Below are 16,088 nucleotides of genomic sequence, written 5' to 3'. Positions count from 1 at the left end.
GCCGGGATACGGTCGATGCTCGCGGTATCCTCCTCCGCCACGCCGTTCTCGCGATGGCGGAAGGCGCTCAGGGCTTGGTAAACCTGGAGCCGCGCGCGCATCACGGAGCCGAGTGGCCGGTGCGCCGCGAGGCTGTAGGCGGGACGGAACGTCATCACCTCGTCGAAGTAGCGGACGCGGTCCGGTGCGTAGGCATCCTGGCGCGGCAGGCGCAGCGTCGCGACGGTGCGGTAAGGGCTGATCGAGACCGCCCAGTCGACCGAGGCGTCCTCGATGGGCTGCCTCTCGGCGTCGGCCCAGAGCTGCGCCTTCAGCTCGAACACCACCTCGTTCTCCCGGAAGAAGGCGACCGTGGCGTGGCGGAAGCCGTCCTCGTCCTGGTGCGGGTCGAGGCTCCACTCGGACAGCGCGCGCTGACTTTCCGTCGACGGCACGGCCCCCAGCTTGGCGACGTAGTCGCCGTAGCGGACCGGCGCCTGGCTGAAGTAGCTGTCGGCCAGGGGATGGCTGTAGGGATGGCCGAAGAAGTCGGCGAGCGCGCTCTCCGTCCCGAAGGCGTGCAGGGTACGATTGAGGTTGCGCATGGTCGACGAGACCGCGCTCTTGACCCCTTCCGGCAGCCCGGTCGACTTTCCGATGACCGTGCCGTCGCGCAGGAACCCGGCCGCCGTACCCGAGGGGAAGGTGGTCCCGGTCGCGAGGACGAAGTCCTGGGTATCGACGGCGTGGCCGGGCAGCTTCTCGCCGGGGACGTCGAACACCTTGATGGACATGCCGCGATGGGTCGAGACGCGGTCGCCGAGGGTCTCGCCCGGACCCTGCGCGAAACGGACCGCGACGGGGTGGGTGCCGGGGTTGGCGAAGAGCCCTTGTGCCAGTTCGGGCGGCAGGCCGGCGGTGATGGTCAGATCACCGGTGACGCAGGCCGAACTCTTGGCGTGGCTGGCGCGCACGGCATGGTGCTCGCGGGCCTCGACCGTCTCGGATTGCTGAGTCATCCCCTTGATGATGCCGTCGATGGTCTCCTGCTCGCCCGTGGCGGGTTTCTCGATGTCGGGGGCGTATCGAAGGTAGGTCATGGTCACCTCGCGGAATTGATGAGGGGCAACTCGGGCCGGCCGCGGATTGTGCGACCGACCCCTGGAAGGACCGCCCTCAGACGCTGCGGGGTTGGTCGGGATGGCGGCCCTCGGCGAACTCCTCGACGATCTTGGCGCAGAAGGCGGGCAGGTCCTTAGGGTTGCGGCTGGTCACGAGTCCCTTGTCCGTGACGACCTCCTGGTCGACCCAGGTTCCACCGGCGTTTCGGATGTCGGTCTGCAGCGTCGGGAACGAGGTCAGCGTGCGGCCCTTCACGACGTCCGCCTCCACCAGGGTCCACGGTCCGTGGCAGATCACGCCGACCGGCTTGCCCTGGGCGAAGAAGTCCCGGACGAACGCGACCACCGCCTTGCTCGCCCGGAGCTTGTCGGCGCCGACGCAGCCGCCGGGGATGACGAGACCGTCGTACGCGGAGGCCGAGGCGCCCTCGATGGTCGCGTCGACGGCGTAGCGGCCGGCCGGGTCCAGGTCGTTGTTGACCGTCTCGGCCTCGCCGGCCTCCAGCCCGATCACCGTGACGCTCGCGCCGGCCTTCGTCACCGCCTCGCGCGGCTGCACGAACTCCGGCTCCTCCGTCCCGCGCGGCGCGATCAGGATGGCGATCTTCTTACCCTGTAAACTCATGTCCCTGTTTCCTTGGCTTGGGCGGGTCGGACCACCACGCATGGTTCTCGGACGATGCCGCAAAACCCTCGTGCAGGGCGACGCCGCTGAAAGTCATTCACGCGTGATGGAACGGAGGACGGCCAGGGAGGTTCAATTCGAATTCGTGAAAAGCTGGAGTCGCGCCTTGCAAGCACCTGTCCGCTACACCCCGGGCGTCGAGCACGTGAAGCCCGACGAGGGAAAGACCATTGAGGGGTTGAACGAGACCTTCGACACGATCCTGAAGACGGTCGCGGATGATTCCGGGCACGCCGTGCGCTCCGTCCACGCGAAGGCCCATGGCATCCTGGAGGGTGTCCTGAGGATCGACCCCAGCCTGTCCCCCGATCTGACGCAGGGGCTGTTCGCCAAGGCGGGCGAGCACAAGGTCATCATGCGGCTCTCGACCAATGCCGGCGACATCCTGCCCGACACCGTCTCCCTGCCGCGCGGCCTTGCCCTGAAGGTCCTCGACGTGGAGGGTGAGCGCCTGCCCGACGCAGAGGGCACCACCCAAAACTTCATCATGGTCAACGGCAAGGTGTTCCAGGCGCCGAACACCGAGAAGTTCCTTGGCAGCCTCAAGCTGCTTGCCAAGACCACCGACCGGGCCGAGGGCCTGAAGGTCGCCGCCTCCACGGTGCTGCGCGGGGTGAACAAGGCCCTGACCGCCGTGGGTGTCGAGAGCCCGACCATCGGCTCGCTCGGGGGCGCACCCAACGTCGATCCGCTGGGCGAGACCTACTACAGCGTCACGCCGTTCCGGTACGGCGACCACATCGCCAAGTTCTCGGTGGCCCCCGTCGCCCCCGCGTTGACAGCGCTGACCGGCACCGAGATCGACGCCTCGGGGCGACCGAACGCCATTCGCGAGACGGTCCGGTCCGAGATGGCGGGCATCGAGGGCGTCTGGGAGTTCCGGGTTCAACTCTGCCGCGATCTCGAACGGCAACCCGTCGAGGATCCGACAGTCGAATGGAACGAGGAGGAGGCACCGTTCCAACGGGTCGGTCTCATCACCGTAAGGCCCCAAGACAGTTGGGATGCGCACCTCGTCCAGGCGGTCGACGAGGAAATGCGCTTCAGCATCTGGACCGGGCTCGCCGCACACCGGCCGCTTGGCAACATCAACCGCGCCCGAAACGCGACCTACAAGCATTCGGCCGAATTCCGGCAGCGCTTCAACGGATGTCCCATTCACGAGCCCGGTGCCGGGCGCTGAGGGAGTTGCCGGGATGCGCATTCCCATCGTCGCGGCGACGACCGCCCTCATCCTACTCGGCGCAACCCAGGTTCGGGCGGCCGGCATGGCAAAGACGCAACTGAAGCCCTTCAACGTGACCATTCGTGTGTTCGACCCGACCAAGGGCATGGAAAGCGGCCAGGACTACGTCCTTCCGGTCGACAGTCCCGATGCCGAGCACGCCATCGCCTCGACAACCGCCAACGCCGCCTCGTTCACGAGGAAGGCTGAGGGCGGCAAGGCGCTGCCGGTGGCTTTCACCTGCATCAAGGTCGAGGCTCGCTGATACGGCAATACGGTCGGGTCGCGCCGGATATCGGTGCCGACCCGCATACCTTGCCGTTACGGCCCGAACGCAGGTGGCGCAGGGACCACGAGGACGGTCTCGCGTGGCAGAGAGCAGACCAGCCGGGCACCATCCTCGCCGCACCACTTCGCCGTCGCCCCGAGTTGACCAACAAGGCCATTGACCAGTCGCATGCCGGTGCCGCCGCCCGGTTTACCGTCGAAGCCCATGCCATCGTCCCACAGCGTGAGCGTCGCCGTGCCGTCCTCGGCCATCGCCAGTTGGACGCCCACGATCCCGCGCTTGCCGCCGAAGGCGTATTTGAGGCTGTTGGTCACGAACTCGTTGACGATGAGCCCGAGCGGGATGGCGGCTTCCGGCCTGACGTGCACCGGTTCCAGGTCCGTGCGCAGATGGACGTTGGTCGACGCGCCGCCATGGAACTTCAACAGCGTCCCGCATAATTCGCTCAGGTAGGGTGCGAGGTCGATCCGCTCCAACTCACCGGCGGCGTATAGTTTGTCGTGCACCAGCCGCAGCGTCTCGATCCGGTGCCCTATGGCTTCAAGCTCCGCCTTCGCCTCCGGCGACGTCGTCCGGCGGCTCTGGGCGCTCACGAAGGCCGTGATGACCTGGAGGTTGTTCTTCACCCGGTGCTGGAGTTCCTGCAGCAGGCGTTCCTTGTCGCGCACGGCGGCACGCAGGTCGTCGAGCATCCGCAATCGGTCGACCGCGGCGGCGAGCAGGTTGGCGTAGGTCTCAAGGAACGCGATGTCCTCCTCGGTGAACCGCCGGGCCGTCCTGCTGTCCACCTCCAGCAGGCCGTAGGGCGGCTTGCCCTCCGCCCCGATGATGATGACGTTGACGAGGGCATGGACGCCGTTGTCCCTCAGGAATGCCGCGCAGGTGAAGCGGTCCTCGTTCTCGATGTCGTCGGAGGTGACCGGCTTGCCGGTCCGGAGTGCATGCCCCTCCGAGGAGCCGATCTCCGCTTTTACGGTTGCCTCGCCGACGACGCCCGGCTTCCACCCGACGCCGGCGCGCACCAGGAGGGTCTTGCCGTCGGGCTGGAGCTCCATGACCTTGGCGAGGTCGGTGTGGAGCGCCTCGCCGACGAGGCGACAGGCCTCCGTCAGGATCTCGGTGAGATCCAGCGAACGCATCGCCAGGCCGCCGAACTTGGCCAGCACGCGCTGCTGGGTGAGCAGCGTCTCCTGCGCGTCGTTCGCTTGATCGGTCATGTCACCCGGGCACCGATAGGGGGAGGACGAAAGCGGGGGCTATCCTCATCCCTGTCGGAGGAGCAAGGCAACGGCGGTCACGGCGACGACGCCGAGCGTGGCGAGGATGCCGCCACCTCGGCAAGCGAACTGGACCGGCGAGTTCTTGGCGGCGAACATCCCGATGGGATGCAGCAGGCGCCCGACCAGCAAGACGATCAAGAGAATGCGTACCAGCGTCGGACTACCGCCGCCCGCTTCGAGGAGGGCGACGAGGAGAAGTGCGACCGGCACGTACTCGCCGAAATTGCCCTGGGTCCGGATGCGCTTCTCCAAAGCCTCGTTGCTGCCGTCACCGTGCAGCGTATCCGAGGTGACGCGGCTCGCCATGACCCAGACCGAGAGGCCCACGTAGATCAGCGCGAACAGGCCGGCGTAGAAGGCGGTGAGGGCGGGGTAGGTCATCGGGTTTCCTGGTCCGGGATCGTATCAGCCCGCGGCCTCGTCGCCTTGACATGTTTCGTCACGCGTGAGCCATTCAGACGTGAGCGGAGTTTCGGGGATGGTCTCGAAGAAGTCCAGACTGAAGCTGGACGACCAGATTTGTTTTGCACTCTACGCCGCGACGAACGCGGTGGTACGTGCCTACCGGCCCTTGCTCGGCGAACGAGGCCTGACCTACCCGCAATACCTCGTCATGCTGGCGCTCTGGCAGGATGGCGCCTCGCCGATTCATTCCCTGGCGGAGCGGCTGCAACTCGGATCGAACGCCATCACCCCGCTCGTCGATAGGCTTGAGGCCGCCGGCTTCGTCACCCGCGCACGCGGCACGGACCGTCGCGTCGTGTTCGTCGCCTTGACGGAGGCCGGCCGCCTGCTGGAGGTCGAGCTCGCGGTCGCGCAGCAGGATATCGCCTGTCGCACCGGCCTCTCAGAAGGCGATCTCGCCGATCTGAGGCAGGATCTGAAGGATCTCGCCGACCGAGTCGCGCTGGCGGAACGCGTGTCCCAGGGCGAGGCCGATTGAAGACATGCAGAACACGAACCGCGCTAGGCCGCGACGGCACCACACACCATCATCCTCTCAAATGCCGGCAACCGATGCCCCATCCGCCGGTTGCCTGTCCGGTCCTCCCGCTACGGCCAGATCGTGAGATAGCGTCGCTTGAGTGGGAACATGCAAGGCAGGAACCAGCCCGCTCCAAGGGGGTTCTTCGCGACATTTAACGCGACCAACGAGGACATCCTCATCTCCCCGGAGGGGCTCGATGAACCGGGGCAGCGCCTCAAGTGCCTCCCCCTTGAAGTCCTCGCATGGAACACAATCCCGCGCTAACCCGGCCAGCATGCAGCCCGTCATTCTTCCGGAACCCGAGACCCTGTCGCGAGAGCAACTCGAAGCCGAGGTGCGCAACCTGCGCGCCCAGTCAACGTCGCTCGCACAGATGTTCGAGCAGGCCCCGGGCTTCATCGCCCTGCTGACCGGCCCGGAGCACCGCTTCACACTGACGAACGCCGCCTACGAGCGTGCCATCGACCATCGCGACGTTGTCGGCAGCACCGTGGCCGAGGCGTTGCCCGATGCGGCCGCCCAGGGTTACGTCGACCTGCTCGACGCGGTCTTCCGGTCGGGCAAGGCCCACAGGGCGACGGGTGCCCGGTTCGACGTCCAAGCCGTTCCCGGCGGTCCGGTCAACGAGCGCTACCTCGACTTCGTCTACCAGCCCATCACCGACGCGCATGGGGCTGTTAGCGGCATCTTCGTGGAGGGGCACGACGTCACCGAGCGTTCCCTGGCCGAGGCCGCACTCAGGGAGAACGAGGCACGCTATCGCACCCTGTTCGAGAGCATCGAGGTCGGGTTCTGCATCGTCGAGATGAGGTTCGAGGGAACCCGCGCTATCGACTACCGCATCCTGGAGGCCAACCCTGCCTTCGTCCGGCAGACGGGCGCCGACGTCGCCGGCAGGTGGGTGAGCGAGTTCGCGCCCGACCTGGAGCGGCACTGGTTCGACACCTATGGCGGCGTCGCGTTGACCGGAGAGCCGGCGCACTTCGAACACTACGCCGAGGTGTTCGGGCGTTGGTTCGACGTGCGCGCCCTGCGGACCGGCGACCCCGCCGAGAACAACGTCGCGATCTTCTTCTCGGACATCACCGAGCGCCGGACCGTCGAGAAGCGCGCCGAGGCGGGTGAGCGCGAGCTCCGCCTCATCACGGACGCGCTGCCGGTCCTAATCTCCTTCATCGGCGCCGACCACGTCTATCGTTTCGCCAACAAGGCCTATGAAGACTGGTTCTTCCTACCTCCGGAGAAGGTCGTCGGCCGGGACGTGAGGGACCTCCTCGGTCCGGACGCTTACGCGGCCCGTAGGCCCCACATGGATCGGGCCTTGGCCGGCGAGGCGGTGACCTTCGAACTCGATTGGCCCCGTCGCGACGGCGAGCCCCGCGTCGCCGAGATCCGCTACCTGCCTCGCCGCACCTCGGATGGGGTCGTCGATGGCTTTCACGTGTTCGTGCACGACGTCACGGCCCGCAAGCGGACTGAGGCCGACCTCGCGCGCCAGGTGGCTGCTCGCACCGCCGAGCGGGACCAAATTTGGCAGGCATCCTCCGACATGCTCTGCGTGGCCAATCTCGACGGCTACTTTGTCAGCCTCAACCCGGCCTGGCCGGCGACGCTCGGATGGACCGAGGCAGAGATGAAGGCGCGGCCCTTCCTCGACTTCGTGCATACCGACGACGTCGCCTCCACCCTGGCGGCCGCGACTGGCCTGGCGCGCGGCGAGCCTCAGATCACCTTCGAGAACCGCTACCGGCACAAGGACGGCGGCGACGTCTGGCTGTCCTGGAACGCGGTGCCGCGCGACGGCCTGATCTACGCCTCCGTCCGGAACGTGACGGAGGCCAAGCGGCAGGCCGAGGTCCTCGCCAAGACCGAGGAGGCCCTGCGCCAGAGCCAGAAGATGGAGGCGGTCGGCCAGCTCACCGGGGGCTTGGCGCACGACTTCAACAACCTGCTCGCCGGCATCTCCGGCTCGCTGGAGTTGATGCAGACCCGGATGGCCCAGGGTCGCCTCACGGAGATCGACCGCTACATGACGGTGGCGCAGGGCGCGGCCAAGCGCGCCGCGGCCCTGACGCACCGCCTCCTGGCTTTCTCGCGTCGCCAGACCCTCGACCCCAAGCCGACCAATGTGAACCGTCTCGTTACCGACATGGAGGAACTCGTCCGGCGCACGGTCGGGCCCGCCATCCATCTGGAGGTCGTGGGCCTGTCCGGAATCTGGCCGGCGCTCATCGATCCGGGCCAGCTGGAAAACGCGTTGCTGAACCTGTGCATCAATGCCCGGGACGCGATGCCGGACGGGGGCCGCATTACCATCGAGACCGCCAACAAGTGGATGGACGACGCCGGGGCACGCCAGCACGACATGCCACCCGGGCAGTACCTCAGCCTGTGCGTCAGCGACACCGGCACGGGCATGTCGGCCGACCTGATGACCAAGGTGTTCGAGCCGTTCTTCACCACCAAGCCCATCGGCGAGGGCACGGGGCTCGGCCTGTCGATGGTCTACGGGTTCGCGCGCCAGTCCGGCGGACAGGTCCGCATCTATTCCGAGGTCGGCGAGGGCACGACGGTCTGCCTCTACCTCCCGCGTCATTACGGCGACGCCGACGATGCCGATGTCGCCCGACAGCTTGCCGAGGTCGAACGTGCCGGACAGGGCGAGACGGTGCTGATCGTGGACGACGAGCCCTCGGTGCGCATGCTGGTCACCGAGGTGCTGGAGGATCTCGGTTACACGGCCATCGAGGCGGCCGACAGTGCTTCCGGCCTGAAGGTGCTGCAGTCGGACGTCCGCATCGACCTGCTGGTTACGGATGTCGGACTTCCGGGCGGGATGAACGGCCGCCAGATGGCGGACGCCGCCCGCGAGCGTCGTCCCGACCTGAAGGTCCTCTTCATCACCGGCTACGCCGAGAACGCCGTTCTCGGAAACGGGCATCTCCTGCCTGGAATGCAGGTCCTGACCAAACCGTTCGTACTGGAGACACTCGCCTCCCGCATCAAGGATCTAATCGCCGTTCCCCTATGACGGACGCCGCATCCGCACGGGGGGAAGTCAAGATGCCGTGCGGTGCCGTTCCTATCGATGGCGCCGTCGTCTTCGACCACCACGAAGCTCGTCTCCAACGAGGCCAGAACACCCCAAGTGTAGCGACACGTTTTTAACTTTCGGCTCAGATCCCTGCGTACCAGGCGTAGCCCTGGTCCTCCCAATATCCCCCCTTCCCCTCGCCGATGGCCGCGAGGCTCTCGACGACCTCGATCCGCATCACGTACTTTGCCTGCTTGTAGCCCAGGTTGCGTTCGACCCGCAGGCGCAGGGGCGCGCCGTTCGCGACCGGCAGGGCCTTGCCGTTGAGCTCGTAGGCCAGGATGGTCTGCGGGTGGAAGGCGTCTACTAGGTCGATGCTCTCGTAGTACCGGACAGGCTCGCCGCCGCTGGCCGCGGTGTCGTCCGACGCCTGCTGCCCGCCCGAACTCCGCTTGCTCTCACCTGCGCCCGACTGCTTGGTCATCGCCGGGTTAGCGTTGCCCTGCGGGGCTTCGTCGGTCTCCGCGCCGTCCGCTGCTTCGGCCCCGGCGTCGTCCTCGCCCTGGTCCATGGTGTCGGCGCAGTGGAAGACGACGTAGCGCGCCTCCGGCCTCAGCTTGGCCCGTCCGAGCAGGTCGGCCAGCGGTACCCCGGTCCACTTGCCGATGGCACTCCAGCCCTCGACGCAGTCGTGCCGTGTGACCTGCGTCCGGGACGGGAGCTTGCGCAGCTCGGTGAGGGAGAGCTTAAAGGACGTCTCTACGATGCCACCAACCTCCAGGTGGTAGTCGGCGAATTTTCGTTTCGCGAGCGCCTTGTACGCCTTGTCCGGCGGGTCCTCGGTGCCGTTCGGCTTGAACCACGGCGAGATGTCGGATTCGGCGTATTCCGGAGCCAACGTCCGCTCGGTGAGGAGCAGCCGCTGGACGAACATGTTGGCGTCCTCGCCGGTCTTGAGCGTACGCCGGAACCACTCGGTCTCGCCGAGGCGGTCGCAGCCGCCCAGCATCGCCGTGCCGGCGGTCGCGGTGGCGCCGAGCAGAACGGCACGTCGGCTAGGCAACCGAGTCATGCCACCCCCCCGGTCGTCTCGGACGGCGGTGCGGGCTCGACCTTCCGCTGGATGACGAACCAACCAGTGAGCATGCCGCGCATGTTGTTCCAGAAGCCCGAGAGCACCACCAACACGATGTGCACGACCACGAAGGCGACCAACAGCGCCGCGACGACGAAGTGGACCGTGCGCGCCGATTGCCGTCCATCGAACAGGGTCAGCAGGAACGGGAAAGCCGCATCCATGGCCGGGGACATCGCCAGGCCCGCGAGCACCTGCACCGGCAGGAGCACGAACAGCACGACGGCGTAGGTGAGCTTCTGAATGACATTGTAGCGCTTGGCCTCGTCGCCCTCGGGGAAGCGAAGCGTCAGGTGCTCCCACACCGAGGCGCCAAAGTGCCTGACTTGATCGCGCGATGGGATCACCCGGAACCGGAGCTGCCCGCTGAACAGACCGTAGATTAGATAGAGTGCGCCGTTCAGGACGAAGGCCCAGGCGAAGAAGAAGTGCCAGCTACGGCCGCCGGTGAGGTCCTGGTCGCTCGGCAGGGTCAGCCACGACGGAAACCCTCGATCAGCCGGCTCGCCGTCGGCGCCGGCGGAGGAACCGAGCCAATCGGTGGTGTCAAAGGTATGCCCTAGAATCGTGGTGACGCCCTTAGGCGGGTCGTCATCGGTCGACGACATCGCCAGGAGCGGCGTGTCGAAGGTCGAGACCTTGCCCCAGTACAGGGCCGGGTGGGCGTTGAAGATCTGCAGGCCGCTCATCAGCAGAACCAACAGGCAGACGGCATTGACCCAATGGGTCACACGGATGACGGCGGGATGCCGGAACATCCAACGGCGTCGTTCGACCTCGCCGAGATCGGGTGCGGAGCGCGTCAGGTAGGTACGTGGCAAGGATACGGCGTCTCCCTGGGACGTAAGGATACGACGGGCGGCCCGAGGGCCGCTCCGCCGCGGATCGCAAGACCGCTTACATGCGGTTCATCATGCGCTTCTTCATCATGTGACGGCGCATCATCTTCTTCCGCATCATGCGCTTCTTCATCATCATCCGCTCGCTTCGGTCCATGCGGACCTGCGTCACACCGGTCTGGCCGGCGTTCAGGCCATTCGGGCCCATCGGGGCGGCAGAGGCGGCGCCTGCGCCGAATGCGAGGCTACCAAGGACCGAGGCTGAGAGCGCGAGGGTGGTGATCTTCATGCTTTGTCTCCTGTCGGAAGGATCTGCCCTTTGGACATGGGATAAAGCGACAATCTATTCTCTCGGTTCCTAGGTAAGCAGTCTATTTTCTACGTAGCAAAGTCTTAGGGCATGCCTTTTGGCGCGCCGAATATGATCGTCCGCGCGTGGGTCCCCTCGGGAACTCGGTGGCCTGTACGGATGCGCCGGCAAAAAGGTTTCAGGCCAGGACTTTGCGGGAACACGACCATGGCGCTCCGGTTGTTTTGAACGGGTCTCCGCCAACCGTGGAGGCTATTCCCCCTTCGAACCTCGGAGATCCTATGCGTCATCGGACGAAGCGCCCCCTCGCGACCGCCCTCATCACCGGCACGGCCCTGATCGCTGCCTCCGCGACCTGGGCGGCGGACCAGGCGCAACCCACCATCAAGGACCGTCTCGACGCCGCCGTCTCGACCGTCACCGGCTCGCCGATGGCCAACCTCGACGTCGACATGAAGCATGTGCTCGACGCGATGAAGAAGCTTGACCCGAAGCCGATCCCGAGCCTGTCGCCACAGGAGGCACGCAAACAGCCGACGCCGACCGATGCCGTGAAGGTCCTCCTGAAGGAGCAGGGCAAGCCGACGGCGCCCGAGCCCGGCGTGACCACGAAGGACATGACCTACGAGACGGCCGGCGGGACGCAGCCGGTCCGGATCTACACGCCCGACGGCGCGCAGGGCCCGCTCCCGATGGTGGTCTACTATCACGGCGGCGGCTTCGTCATCGCCGACATCGATGTCTACGACAGCACGCCCCGCGCCATCGCCAAGGGCGCCAAGGCCGTGGTGGTCTCGGTCGAGTACCGGCATGCGCCGGAGGCCAAGTTCCCGGCCCAGCAGGACGACGCGCTCGCAGCCTACAAGTGGGCCCTGGCCCATGCCAAGGAGTTCGGTGGCGACCCGTCGAAGCTGGCACTGCTCGGCGAGAGCGCGGGCGGCAACCTCGCGACCAACGTCGCCATCGCGGCCCGCGACCAGAAGCTGGAGAAGCCGGACTACGTCGTGGCGGTCTACCCGATGGCCGGCACGAACCTCGACACGGCCTCCTACAAGGACAACACGTCCACCAAGCCGCTGAACAGGGACATGATGGCGTACTTCTACGAACAGACGGCGCGGAATGACGCCGACCGGTCGGACCCGCGCCTCGACATCGTCGGCAAGGCCGACCTCAAGGGACTGCCGCCGTTCACGGTGGTGACTGCCCAGATCGACCCGCTTCTCGACGACGGCAAGATGCTGGCCGACAAGATCACGGCGGCCGGCGGGAAAGTCGAGTACCGCGACTACCCCGGCGTGACCCACGAGTTCTTCGGCATGGGCAAAGTGGTGGCCAAGGCGAAGCAGGCCGAGGACGCGGTCGTGGACGACCTGAGGAAGGCGTTCGCCGGCGACGCCACCGGTTCGACCAAGTAGACGTGGCAGCCGGCATCGACATCGATGCCGGCCTCGCCCTTGCCGTCGACCGGCCGAGACGGCGCCCCTAGCAGGGGCGGCCTGGTGTCAGGAAGACATCCCCTTCTTCGCGAGCTGACGCCTGCTACGCCTGGACCGTGGCGGCCACGACCTTCCTCAAGGAGCCTCTGCACGCCACGCTCGGCGCCGTCCCGAACGTCCACGCCTGGCTGGAGCGCGTCGGCGAACGCCCGGCGGTGAAGCGTGGCATGGAGGTGCCGAAGACGTAGCCGCAGCGGGCGGTCAGTCCTTGCCGAGAACTTGGTCGGCCTTGGCATCGACCCGCTTCCGGTCGGCCTTCGAGAGGTTGCCGGCCTTCTCCTGCTGCGCAGCGCGCGCCTTTGCATTGCGGGCGTGCGGCTTGTCCTCGACGGGGTACTTCCTTTCCTCCGGCAGGGCGTACTTAGCCTTCGGGATATCCTCTCGCTCGTCGCTGGTCAGCTTAGACATGTCGCTCTCCCTCTCGATCACGGGTCTTGTCGTCGGGAAACGTCCCATGACGTGGTCGGTGCCGGTGGAGGGCCGGCACCGACGGCTTCAGGTTTCGGGAGAGCCTTTCCCCGTGTCATCGGATGGGGGATCGTCCTCCGACGGGGGGGCCCGGCGGCAAGTGCGGCGGGGGCATGCGACCGGGGCTTGGTGGCGTCGGAATGCCGATGTCCTCGTTCACCGTTGGCAGATCCCGGTCGTCGTCCATCGCGATCTCCTGTCCCGAACCGAACAAGCCCATGCAGTCCCGTTGCCGCTTAGAGTACGGGCATTCCACCCGCCACGGTGACGAGGGCACCGGAGGTGTAGCTGCTCTCGTCGGAAGCCAGCATCACGTAGGCCGATGCGAGCTCGGCCGGCTGGCCCGGGCGCCCGAACGGCACCTTCGAACCGAACGACTTCACCGAATCCTGGTCCATCCCGGAGGGGATGAAGGGCGTCCAGATCGGCCCCGGCAGGACGCCGTTCACCCGGATGCCCTTCTCGGCCAGCAACTGTGCGAGGCTCAGCACCATGTTGCTCAGTGCGCCCTTCGTGGCGCTGTAGGCGAGAAGCGAAGGCATCGGGTGCTTCGAGTTCACCGAGGAGGTGAAGATCACCGAGGCGCCCGGCCTCATGTGCGCCATGGCAGCCTTCGTCACGTAGAAGGGACCGAAGACGTTCGTGCGGAAGTGGTCCTCGAACACCCCGTCCTCGATGCCGTCGAGCCCCTCGTTCGGCTGCTGGAAGGCGCCGTTGTTCACGAGGAGGTCCAGGCGCCCGAACGTCTCGGCGGTGCGTGCGATGATCTCGCGCCCGTAGGCCGGGTCCTTGAGATCGCCCGGCAGGAGAAGCGCACGCCGCCCCACCTTCTCGATCCAGCCCTGGACGGCCTCGGCGTCCGCCTGCTCCTCGGGCAGGTAGGAGATGGCCACGTCCGCCCCCTCGCGGGCGAATGCGATGGCGACCGCCCGCCCGATGCCGCTGTCGCCGCCTGTGATCAGCGCGGCCTTACCCGAAAGCTTGCCGGAGCCCTTGTAGCTTTCCTCGCCGTGATCGGGCTCGGGGGTCATCTTGCCGGTCTTGCCGGGAAAGCCCTGGGGCTGGGCCTCGAAGGGCGGCCGGGGGTACTTCTGAAGGGGATCGGTCGTCATGGCATTTCTCCAAAGGGGATGCCGACCCAACAGGATGCCCCCGGTGGTGTTCCTGTCGCCGTCGCATGCCAGTCCGGCCTTTCGACATGGGACGCGAGCCGGAACCGGTCCCTCGGACCGTTCCAGATGGTTAACGGATTCATTCCAACGAGGTAGCGATAGCAGGTAGCGCCACCCGCTATCGCTACGCCCTCGGAGCCGAGCGTCCGGGCCGTTCCCGCGCGGAACCTCAGACCGGCGGCGCGACATCCGCCCCCCCTGGGCGAGACCACACCCACTAAAATGTGCCTCCCCGGACAAGCGTAGCCGCTATACGGAACCCGCCGAACGTGTTCTGCTTTTGTTCCTGGGTTCGCGGATGAGCACCATGCAGATCAGCGGCGTCACCATCGGCTTTCCCATGCCGGTGTCCCTTCTCGCCAAGGCCGTCCGGGCCGGCTTTCCGAGCCCGGCGGACGACTTCATCGAGGAGGAGATCGACCTTCAGCGCCTGCTGATCGTCAACCGCCCGGCCACCTTCATGGTCCGGGTAGCCGGCGACAGCATGCTGCTGGCCCACCTGCACGACGGCGACCTCGCCATCGTCGACCGGTCGCTGACCCCTCGCACCGGCGACATCGTGGTGGTCGACATCGACGGCGAGCGCTCGTTCAAGGTCTGGAAGCGCCAGGGGCCACGGATCACCCTGCACTTCGCCAACCCCCGCTTCCCCGAGTTCCAACTCTCTCCCGACGCCGTCATCGAGGTCTGGGGCGTCGTCTCCGGTTCCGTCTGCGCACGGCGCCGCTGCGAATGAGCGCCCGGGCCTACGCCCTCTCCGACGGGAACTCGTTCTACTGCTCGTGCGAGCGGGTCTTCGACGCCCGCCTGGCCAAGCTGCCGGTGATCGTGCTGTCCAACAACGACGGATGCGCCATCGCCCGGACCAACGAGGCCAAGGCACTCGGCATCAAGATGGGCGCGCCCTGGTTCAAGATCCGGGACATGTGCCGGCAGCAAGGGGTGCGGGTCTACTCCTCGAACTACGCCCTCTACGGCGACATGTCGGCCCGGGTGAACGCCGTCTACCGGGACTTCTCGCCCCGCATCGAGATCTACTCCATCGACGAGAGCTTCCTCGACATCTCCGACGTGCGCGAGAAGGATCGGGAGTCCCTGGCCCGCGACATGCGGGAAACCGTCCGGGCGTGGACGGGCATCCCGACATGCGTCGGCATCGGCTCACCAAGACGCTGGCCAAGCTCGCCAACCACATTGCGAAGAAGAACCCCGTGCTCGGCGGGGTCTGCGACCTGACCGATCCGGAGCAGTACGACCACTGGATCATCCGGGTGCCGGTCCCCGACATCTGGGGCGTCGGGCCGGCCAACACCCGGCGGCTTGAGGCGCTGGGATGCGACAGCGCCGCGGACGTCCGCGATCTCGATCCGAAGGTCGCCCGCAAGATCATGACCGTGGTCGGCGAACGCCTCGTGCACGAACTCCGCGGCACCCCCTGTCTCGACCTGGAGACGGTAGCCGCCACCCGGAAGGGGTGCGCCGTCACCCGGTCGTTCTCCGAGCGCGTCGAGGATCGCGCCACCATGGAGCAGGCGGTGGCCACCCATGCCTCCAGACTCGGCGAGAAGCTCCGGCGCGAGGGGCTGGCCACAAACCACGTCACGGTCTTCTTCCACACCTCGGAGCATGATCGCGACCGGCCGCAGCGCTCGGTCTCGACCGTCGTTACGCTGCCCGAGGCGACCAGCGACACCCTCGCCCTGGTCAAGGCTGCCACGCACGGCGTCCGGAAGGCCTGGCGGGACGGATATCGCTACTCCAAGGCCGGCGTGGTCACCACCGACCTGCTGCCGCTGGCCGCCTCGCAGCGCGCGATGCCCGGGCTCGGGCAACTCGACCGCGAGATGGGGGCCGCCCTGATGGAGGCGCTCGACGCCTGCAACCGTCGCTTCGGGCGCGGGGCGGTCGTCTCGGGCGCCGCCGGGTTCGCCCCGAAGCGCGAGTGGTCGACCAAGTTCGAGATGCGCTCGCCCCGCTACACCACGCGCCTGGATGAGCTTCCCATCGTAGCGGCGGCATAGCATCGGACCACGTTACGACCGCTCCGGCTTACGGGCATCCCGG

16 protein-coding genes and 1 pseudogene are annotated in these 16,088 nt (G+C 66.9%); 8 read left to right on the top strand and 9 right to left on the bottom strand.

The features are described from left to right. Positions 1–1,079, bottom strand: a 1,079-nt coding sequence (locus OXS49_RS02475; protein ID WP_267421473.1) for a catalase family protein, incomplete at its 3' end; no start/stop codon positions are given. A 76-nt stretch (positions 1,080–1,155) separates the two neighbouring features. Then, on the bottom strand, positions 1,156–1,725 hold the full coding sequence (locus OXS49_RS02470; RefSeq protein WP_267421471.1) for a type 1 glutamine amidotransferase domain-containing protein: 570 nt from the start codon (positions 1,723–1,725) through the stop codon (positions 1,156–1,158). 166 nt (positions 1,726–1,891) lie between these two features. Here OXS49_RS02470 and OXS49_RS02465 point away from each other — a divergent pair, with 166 nt between their 5' ends. Continuing rightward, a complete protein-coding gene (locus OXS49_RS02465) occupies positions 1,892–2,968 on the top strand; it encodes a catalase family protein (protein WP_267421469.1) in 1,077 nt (358 codons plus the stop codon). A 13-nt stretch (positions 2,969–2,981) separates the two neighbouring features. Then, on the top strand, positions 2,982–3,275 hold the full coding sequence (locus OXS49_RS02460; protein ID WP_267421467.1) for a hypothetical protein: 294 nt from the start codon (positions 2,982–2,984) through the stop codon (positions 3,273–3,275). A 56-nt stretch (positions 3,276–3,331) separates the two neighbouring features. On the opposite strand, the gene OXS49_RS02455 is transcribed toward OXS49_RS02460, so the two are convergent. Then, the gene (locus OXS49_RS02455; protein ID WP_267421465.1) at positions 3,332–4,516 is read right to left on the bottom strand and encodes a histidine kinase dimerization/phosphoacceptor domain -containing protein; all 1,185 of its coding nucleotides are present in this window, start codon (positions 4,514–4,516) and stop codon (positions 3,332–3,334) included. Positions 4,517–4,561: 45 nt separating this feature from the next. Then, a complete protein-coding gene (locus OXS49_RS02450) occupies positions 4,562–4,960 on the bottom strand; it encodes an MAPEG family protein (RefSeq protein WP_267421463.1) in 399 nt (132 codons plus the stop codon). A 97-nt stretch (positions 4,961–5,057) separates the two neighbouring features. Between OXS49_RS02450 and OXS49_RS02445 the strand changes: the two genes are divergently transcribed. Continuing rightward, entirely contained in the window at positions 5,058–5,522 is a 465-nt protein-coding gene (locus OXS49_RS02445) for a MarR family transcriptional regulator (protein ID WP_267421462.1), read from the top strand. A gap of 319 nt (positions 5,523–5,841) precedes the next feature. Beyond that, positions 5,842–8,598, top strand: a complete 2,757-nt coding sequence (locus OXS49_RS02440; RefSeq protein ID WP_267421460.1) for a PAS domain-containing protein — start codon at positions 5,842–5,844, stop codon at positions 8,596–8,598. A gap of 145 nt (positions 8,599–8,743) precedes the next feature. Here the strand turns inward: OXS49_RS02440 and OXS49_RS02435 are convergent, their stop codons facing one another. The 3 genes from OXS49_RS02435 to OXS49_RS02425 all read right to left on the bottom strand — a co-directional run bounded on the left by OXS49_RS02435 (position 8,744) and on the right by OXS49_RS02425 (position 10,864). Further along, the gene (locus OXS49_RS02435; protein WP_267421458.1) at positions 8,744–9,673 is read right to left on the bottom strand and encodes a molybdopterin-dependent oxidoreductase; all 930 of its coding nucleotides are present in this window, start codon (positions 9,671–9,673) and stop codon (positions 8,744–8,746) included. Next, positions 9,670–10,557 carry a cytochrome b/b6 domain-containing protein gene (locus tag OXS49_RS02430; RefSeq protein ID WP_267421456.1) on the bottom strand — a complete coding sequence of 296 codons (888 nt, stop codon included), beginning with the start codon at positions 10,555–10,557 and terminating at the stop codon, positions 9,670–9,672. The genes OXS49_RS02435 and OXS49_RS02430 overlap by 4 nt, the downstream gene beginning before the upstream one ends. A gap of 76 nt (positions 10,558–10,633) precedes the next feature. After that, a complete protein-coding gene (locus OXS49_RS02425) occupies positions 10,634–10,864 on the bottom strand; it encodes a hypothetical protein (RefSeq protein WP_267421454.1) in 231 nt (76 codons plus the stop codon). A gap of 302 nt (positions 10,865–11,166) precedes the next feature. Here OXS49_RS02425 and OXS49_RS02420 point away from each other — a divergent pair, with 302 nt between their 5' ends. Together OXS49_RS02420 and OXS49_RS02415 are read left to right on the top strand one after the other, a co-directional pair. After that, on the top strand, positions 11,167–12,303 hold the full coding sequence (locus OXS49_RS02420) for an alpha/beta hydrolase (RefSeq protein ID WP_267421451.1): 1,137 nt from the start codon (positions 11,167–11,169) through the stop codon (positions 12,301–12,303). 137 nt (positions 12,304–12,440) lie between these two features. Further along, positions 12,441–12,572, top strand: coding sequence for a hypothetical protein (locus OXS49_RS02415; RefSeq protein ID WP_267421448.1), 132 nt, complete (start codon positions 12,441–12,443; stop codon positions 12,570–12,572). A 13-nt stretch (positions 12,573–12,585) separates the two neighbouring features. Here the strand turns inward: OXS49_RS02415 and OXS49_RS02410 are convergent, their stop codons facing one another. Continuing rightward, positions 12,586–12,792 carry a DUF6582 domain-containing protein gene (locus OXS49_RS02410; protein ID WP_267421447.1) on the bottom strand — a complete coding sequence of 69 codons (207 nt, stop codon included), beginning with the start codon at positions 12,790–12,792 and terminating at the stop codon, positions 12,586–12,588. Positions 12,793–13,088: 296 nt separating this feature from the next. After that, entirely contained in the window at positions 13,089–13,964 is an 876-nt protein-coding gene (locus OXS49_RS02405; RefSeq protein WP_267421446.1) for an SDR family oxidoreductase, read from the bottom strand. A 367-nt stretch (positions 13,965–14,331) separates the two neighbouring features. Here OXS49_RS02405 and OXS49_RS02400 point away from each other — a divergent pair, with 367 nt between their 5' ends. Then, a complete protein-coding gene (locus OXS49_RS02400; RefSeq protein WP_267421444.1) occupies positions 14,332–14,760 on the top strand; it encodes a S24 family peptidase in 429 nt (142 codons plus the stop codon). Beyond that, positions 14,757–16,045 (top strand): annotated as a pseudogene (locus tag OXS49_RS02395) (Y-family DNA polymerase). Before OXS49_RS02400 ends, OXS49_RS02395 begins: the two are co-directional and overlap by 4 nt. Positions 16,046–16,088 lie beyond the last annotated feature (43 nt).

The sequence above is a fragment of the Methylobacterium sp. GC_Met_2 genome, assembly GCF_026540795.1.
Lineage (GTDB): Bacteria > Pseudomonadota > Alphaproteobacteria > Rhizobiales > Beijerinckiaceae > Methylobacterium.
This window is presented reverse-complemented; position numbering and strand designations above follow the sequence as displayed.

Bases quoted from the DNA above. Each gene is read 5' to 3' on its own strand.
- OXS49_RS02470 (WP_267421471.1), bottom strand. From the start codon at position 1,725: ATGAGTTTACAGGGTAAGAAGATCGCCATCCTGATCGCGCCGCGCGGG.
- OXS49_RS02460 (WP_267421467.1), top strand. From the start codon at position 2,982: ATGCGCATTCCCATCGTCGCGGCGACGACCGCCCTCATCCTACTCGGC.
- OXS49_RS02455 (WP_267421465.1), bottom strand. From the start codon at position 4,516: ATGACCGATCAAGCGAACGACGCGCAGGAGACGCTGCTCACCCAGCAG.
- OXS49_RS02450 (WP_267421463.1), bottom strand. From the start codon at position 4,960: ATGACCTACCCCGCCCTCACCGCCTTCTACGCCGGCCTGTTCGCGCTG.
- OXS49_RS02445 (WP_267421462.1), top strand. From the start codon at position 5,058: ATGGTCTCGAAGAAGTCCAGACTGAAGCTGGACGACCAGATTTGTTTT.
- OXS49_RS02440 (WP_267421460.1), top strand. From the start codon at position 5,842: ATGCAGCCCGTCATTCTTCCGGAACCCGAGACCCTGTCGCGAGAGCAA.
- OXS49_RS02435 (WP_267421458.1), bottom strand. From the start codon at position 9,673: ATGACTCGGTTGCCTAGCCGACGTGCCGTTCTGCTCGGCGCCACCGCG.
- OXS49_RS02425 (WP_267421454.1), bottom strand. From the start codon at position 10,864: ATGAAGATCACCACCCTCGCGCTCTCAGCCTCGGTCCTTGGTAGCCTC.
- OXS49_RS02420 (WP_267421451.1), top strand. From the start codon at position 11,167: ATGCGTCATCGGACGAAGCGCCCCCTCGCGACCGCCCTCATCACCGGC.
- OXS49_RS02410 (WP_267421447.1), bottom strand. From the start codon at position 12,792: ATGTCTAAGCTGACCAGCGACGAGCGAGAGGATATCCCGAAGGCTAAG.
- OXS49_RS02405 (WP_267421446.1), bottom strand. From the start codon at position 13,964: ATGACGACCGATCCCCTTCAGAAGTACCCCCGGCCGCCCTTCGAGGCC.
- OXS49_RS02400 (WP_267421444.1), top strand. From the start codon at position 14,332: ATGCAGATCAGCGGCGTCACCATCGGCTTTCCCATGCCGGTGTCCCTT.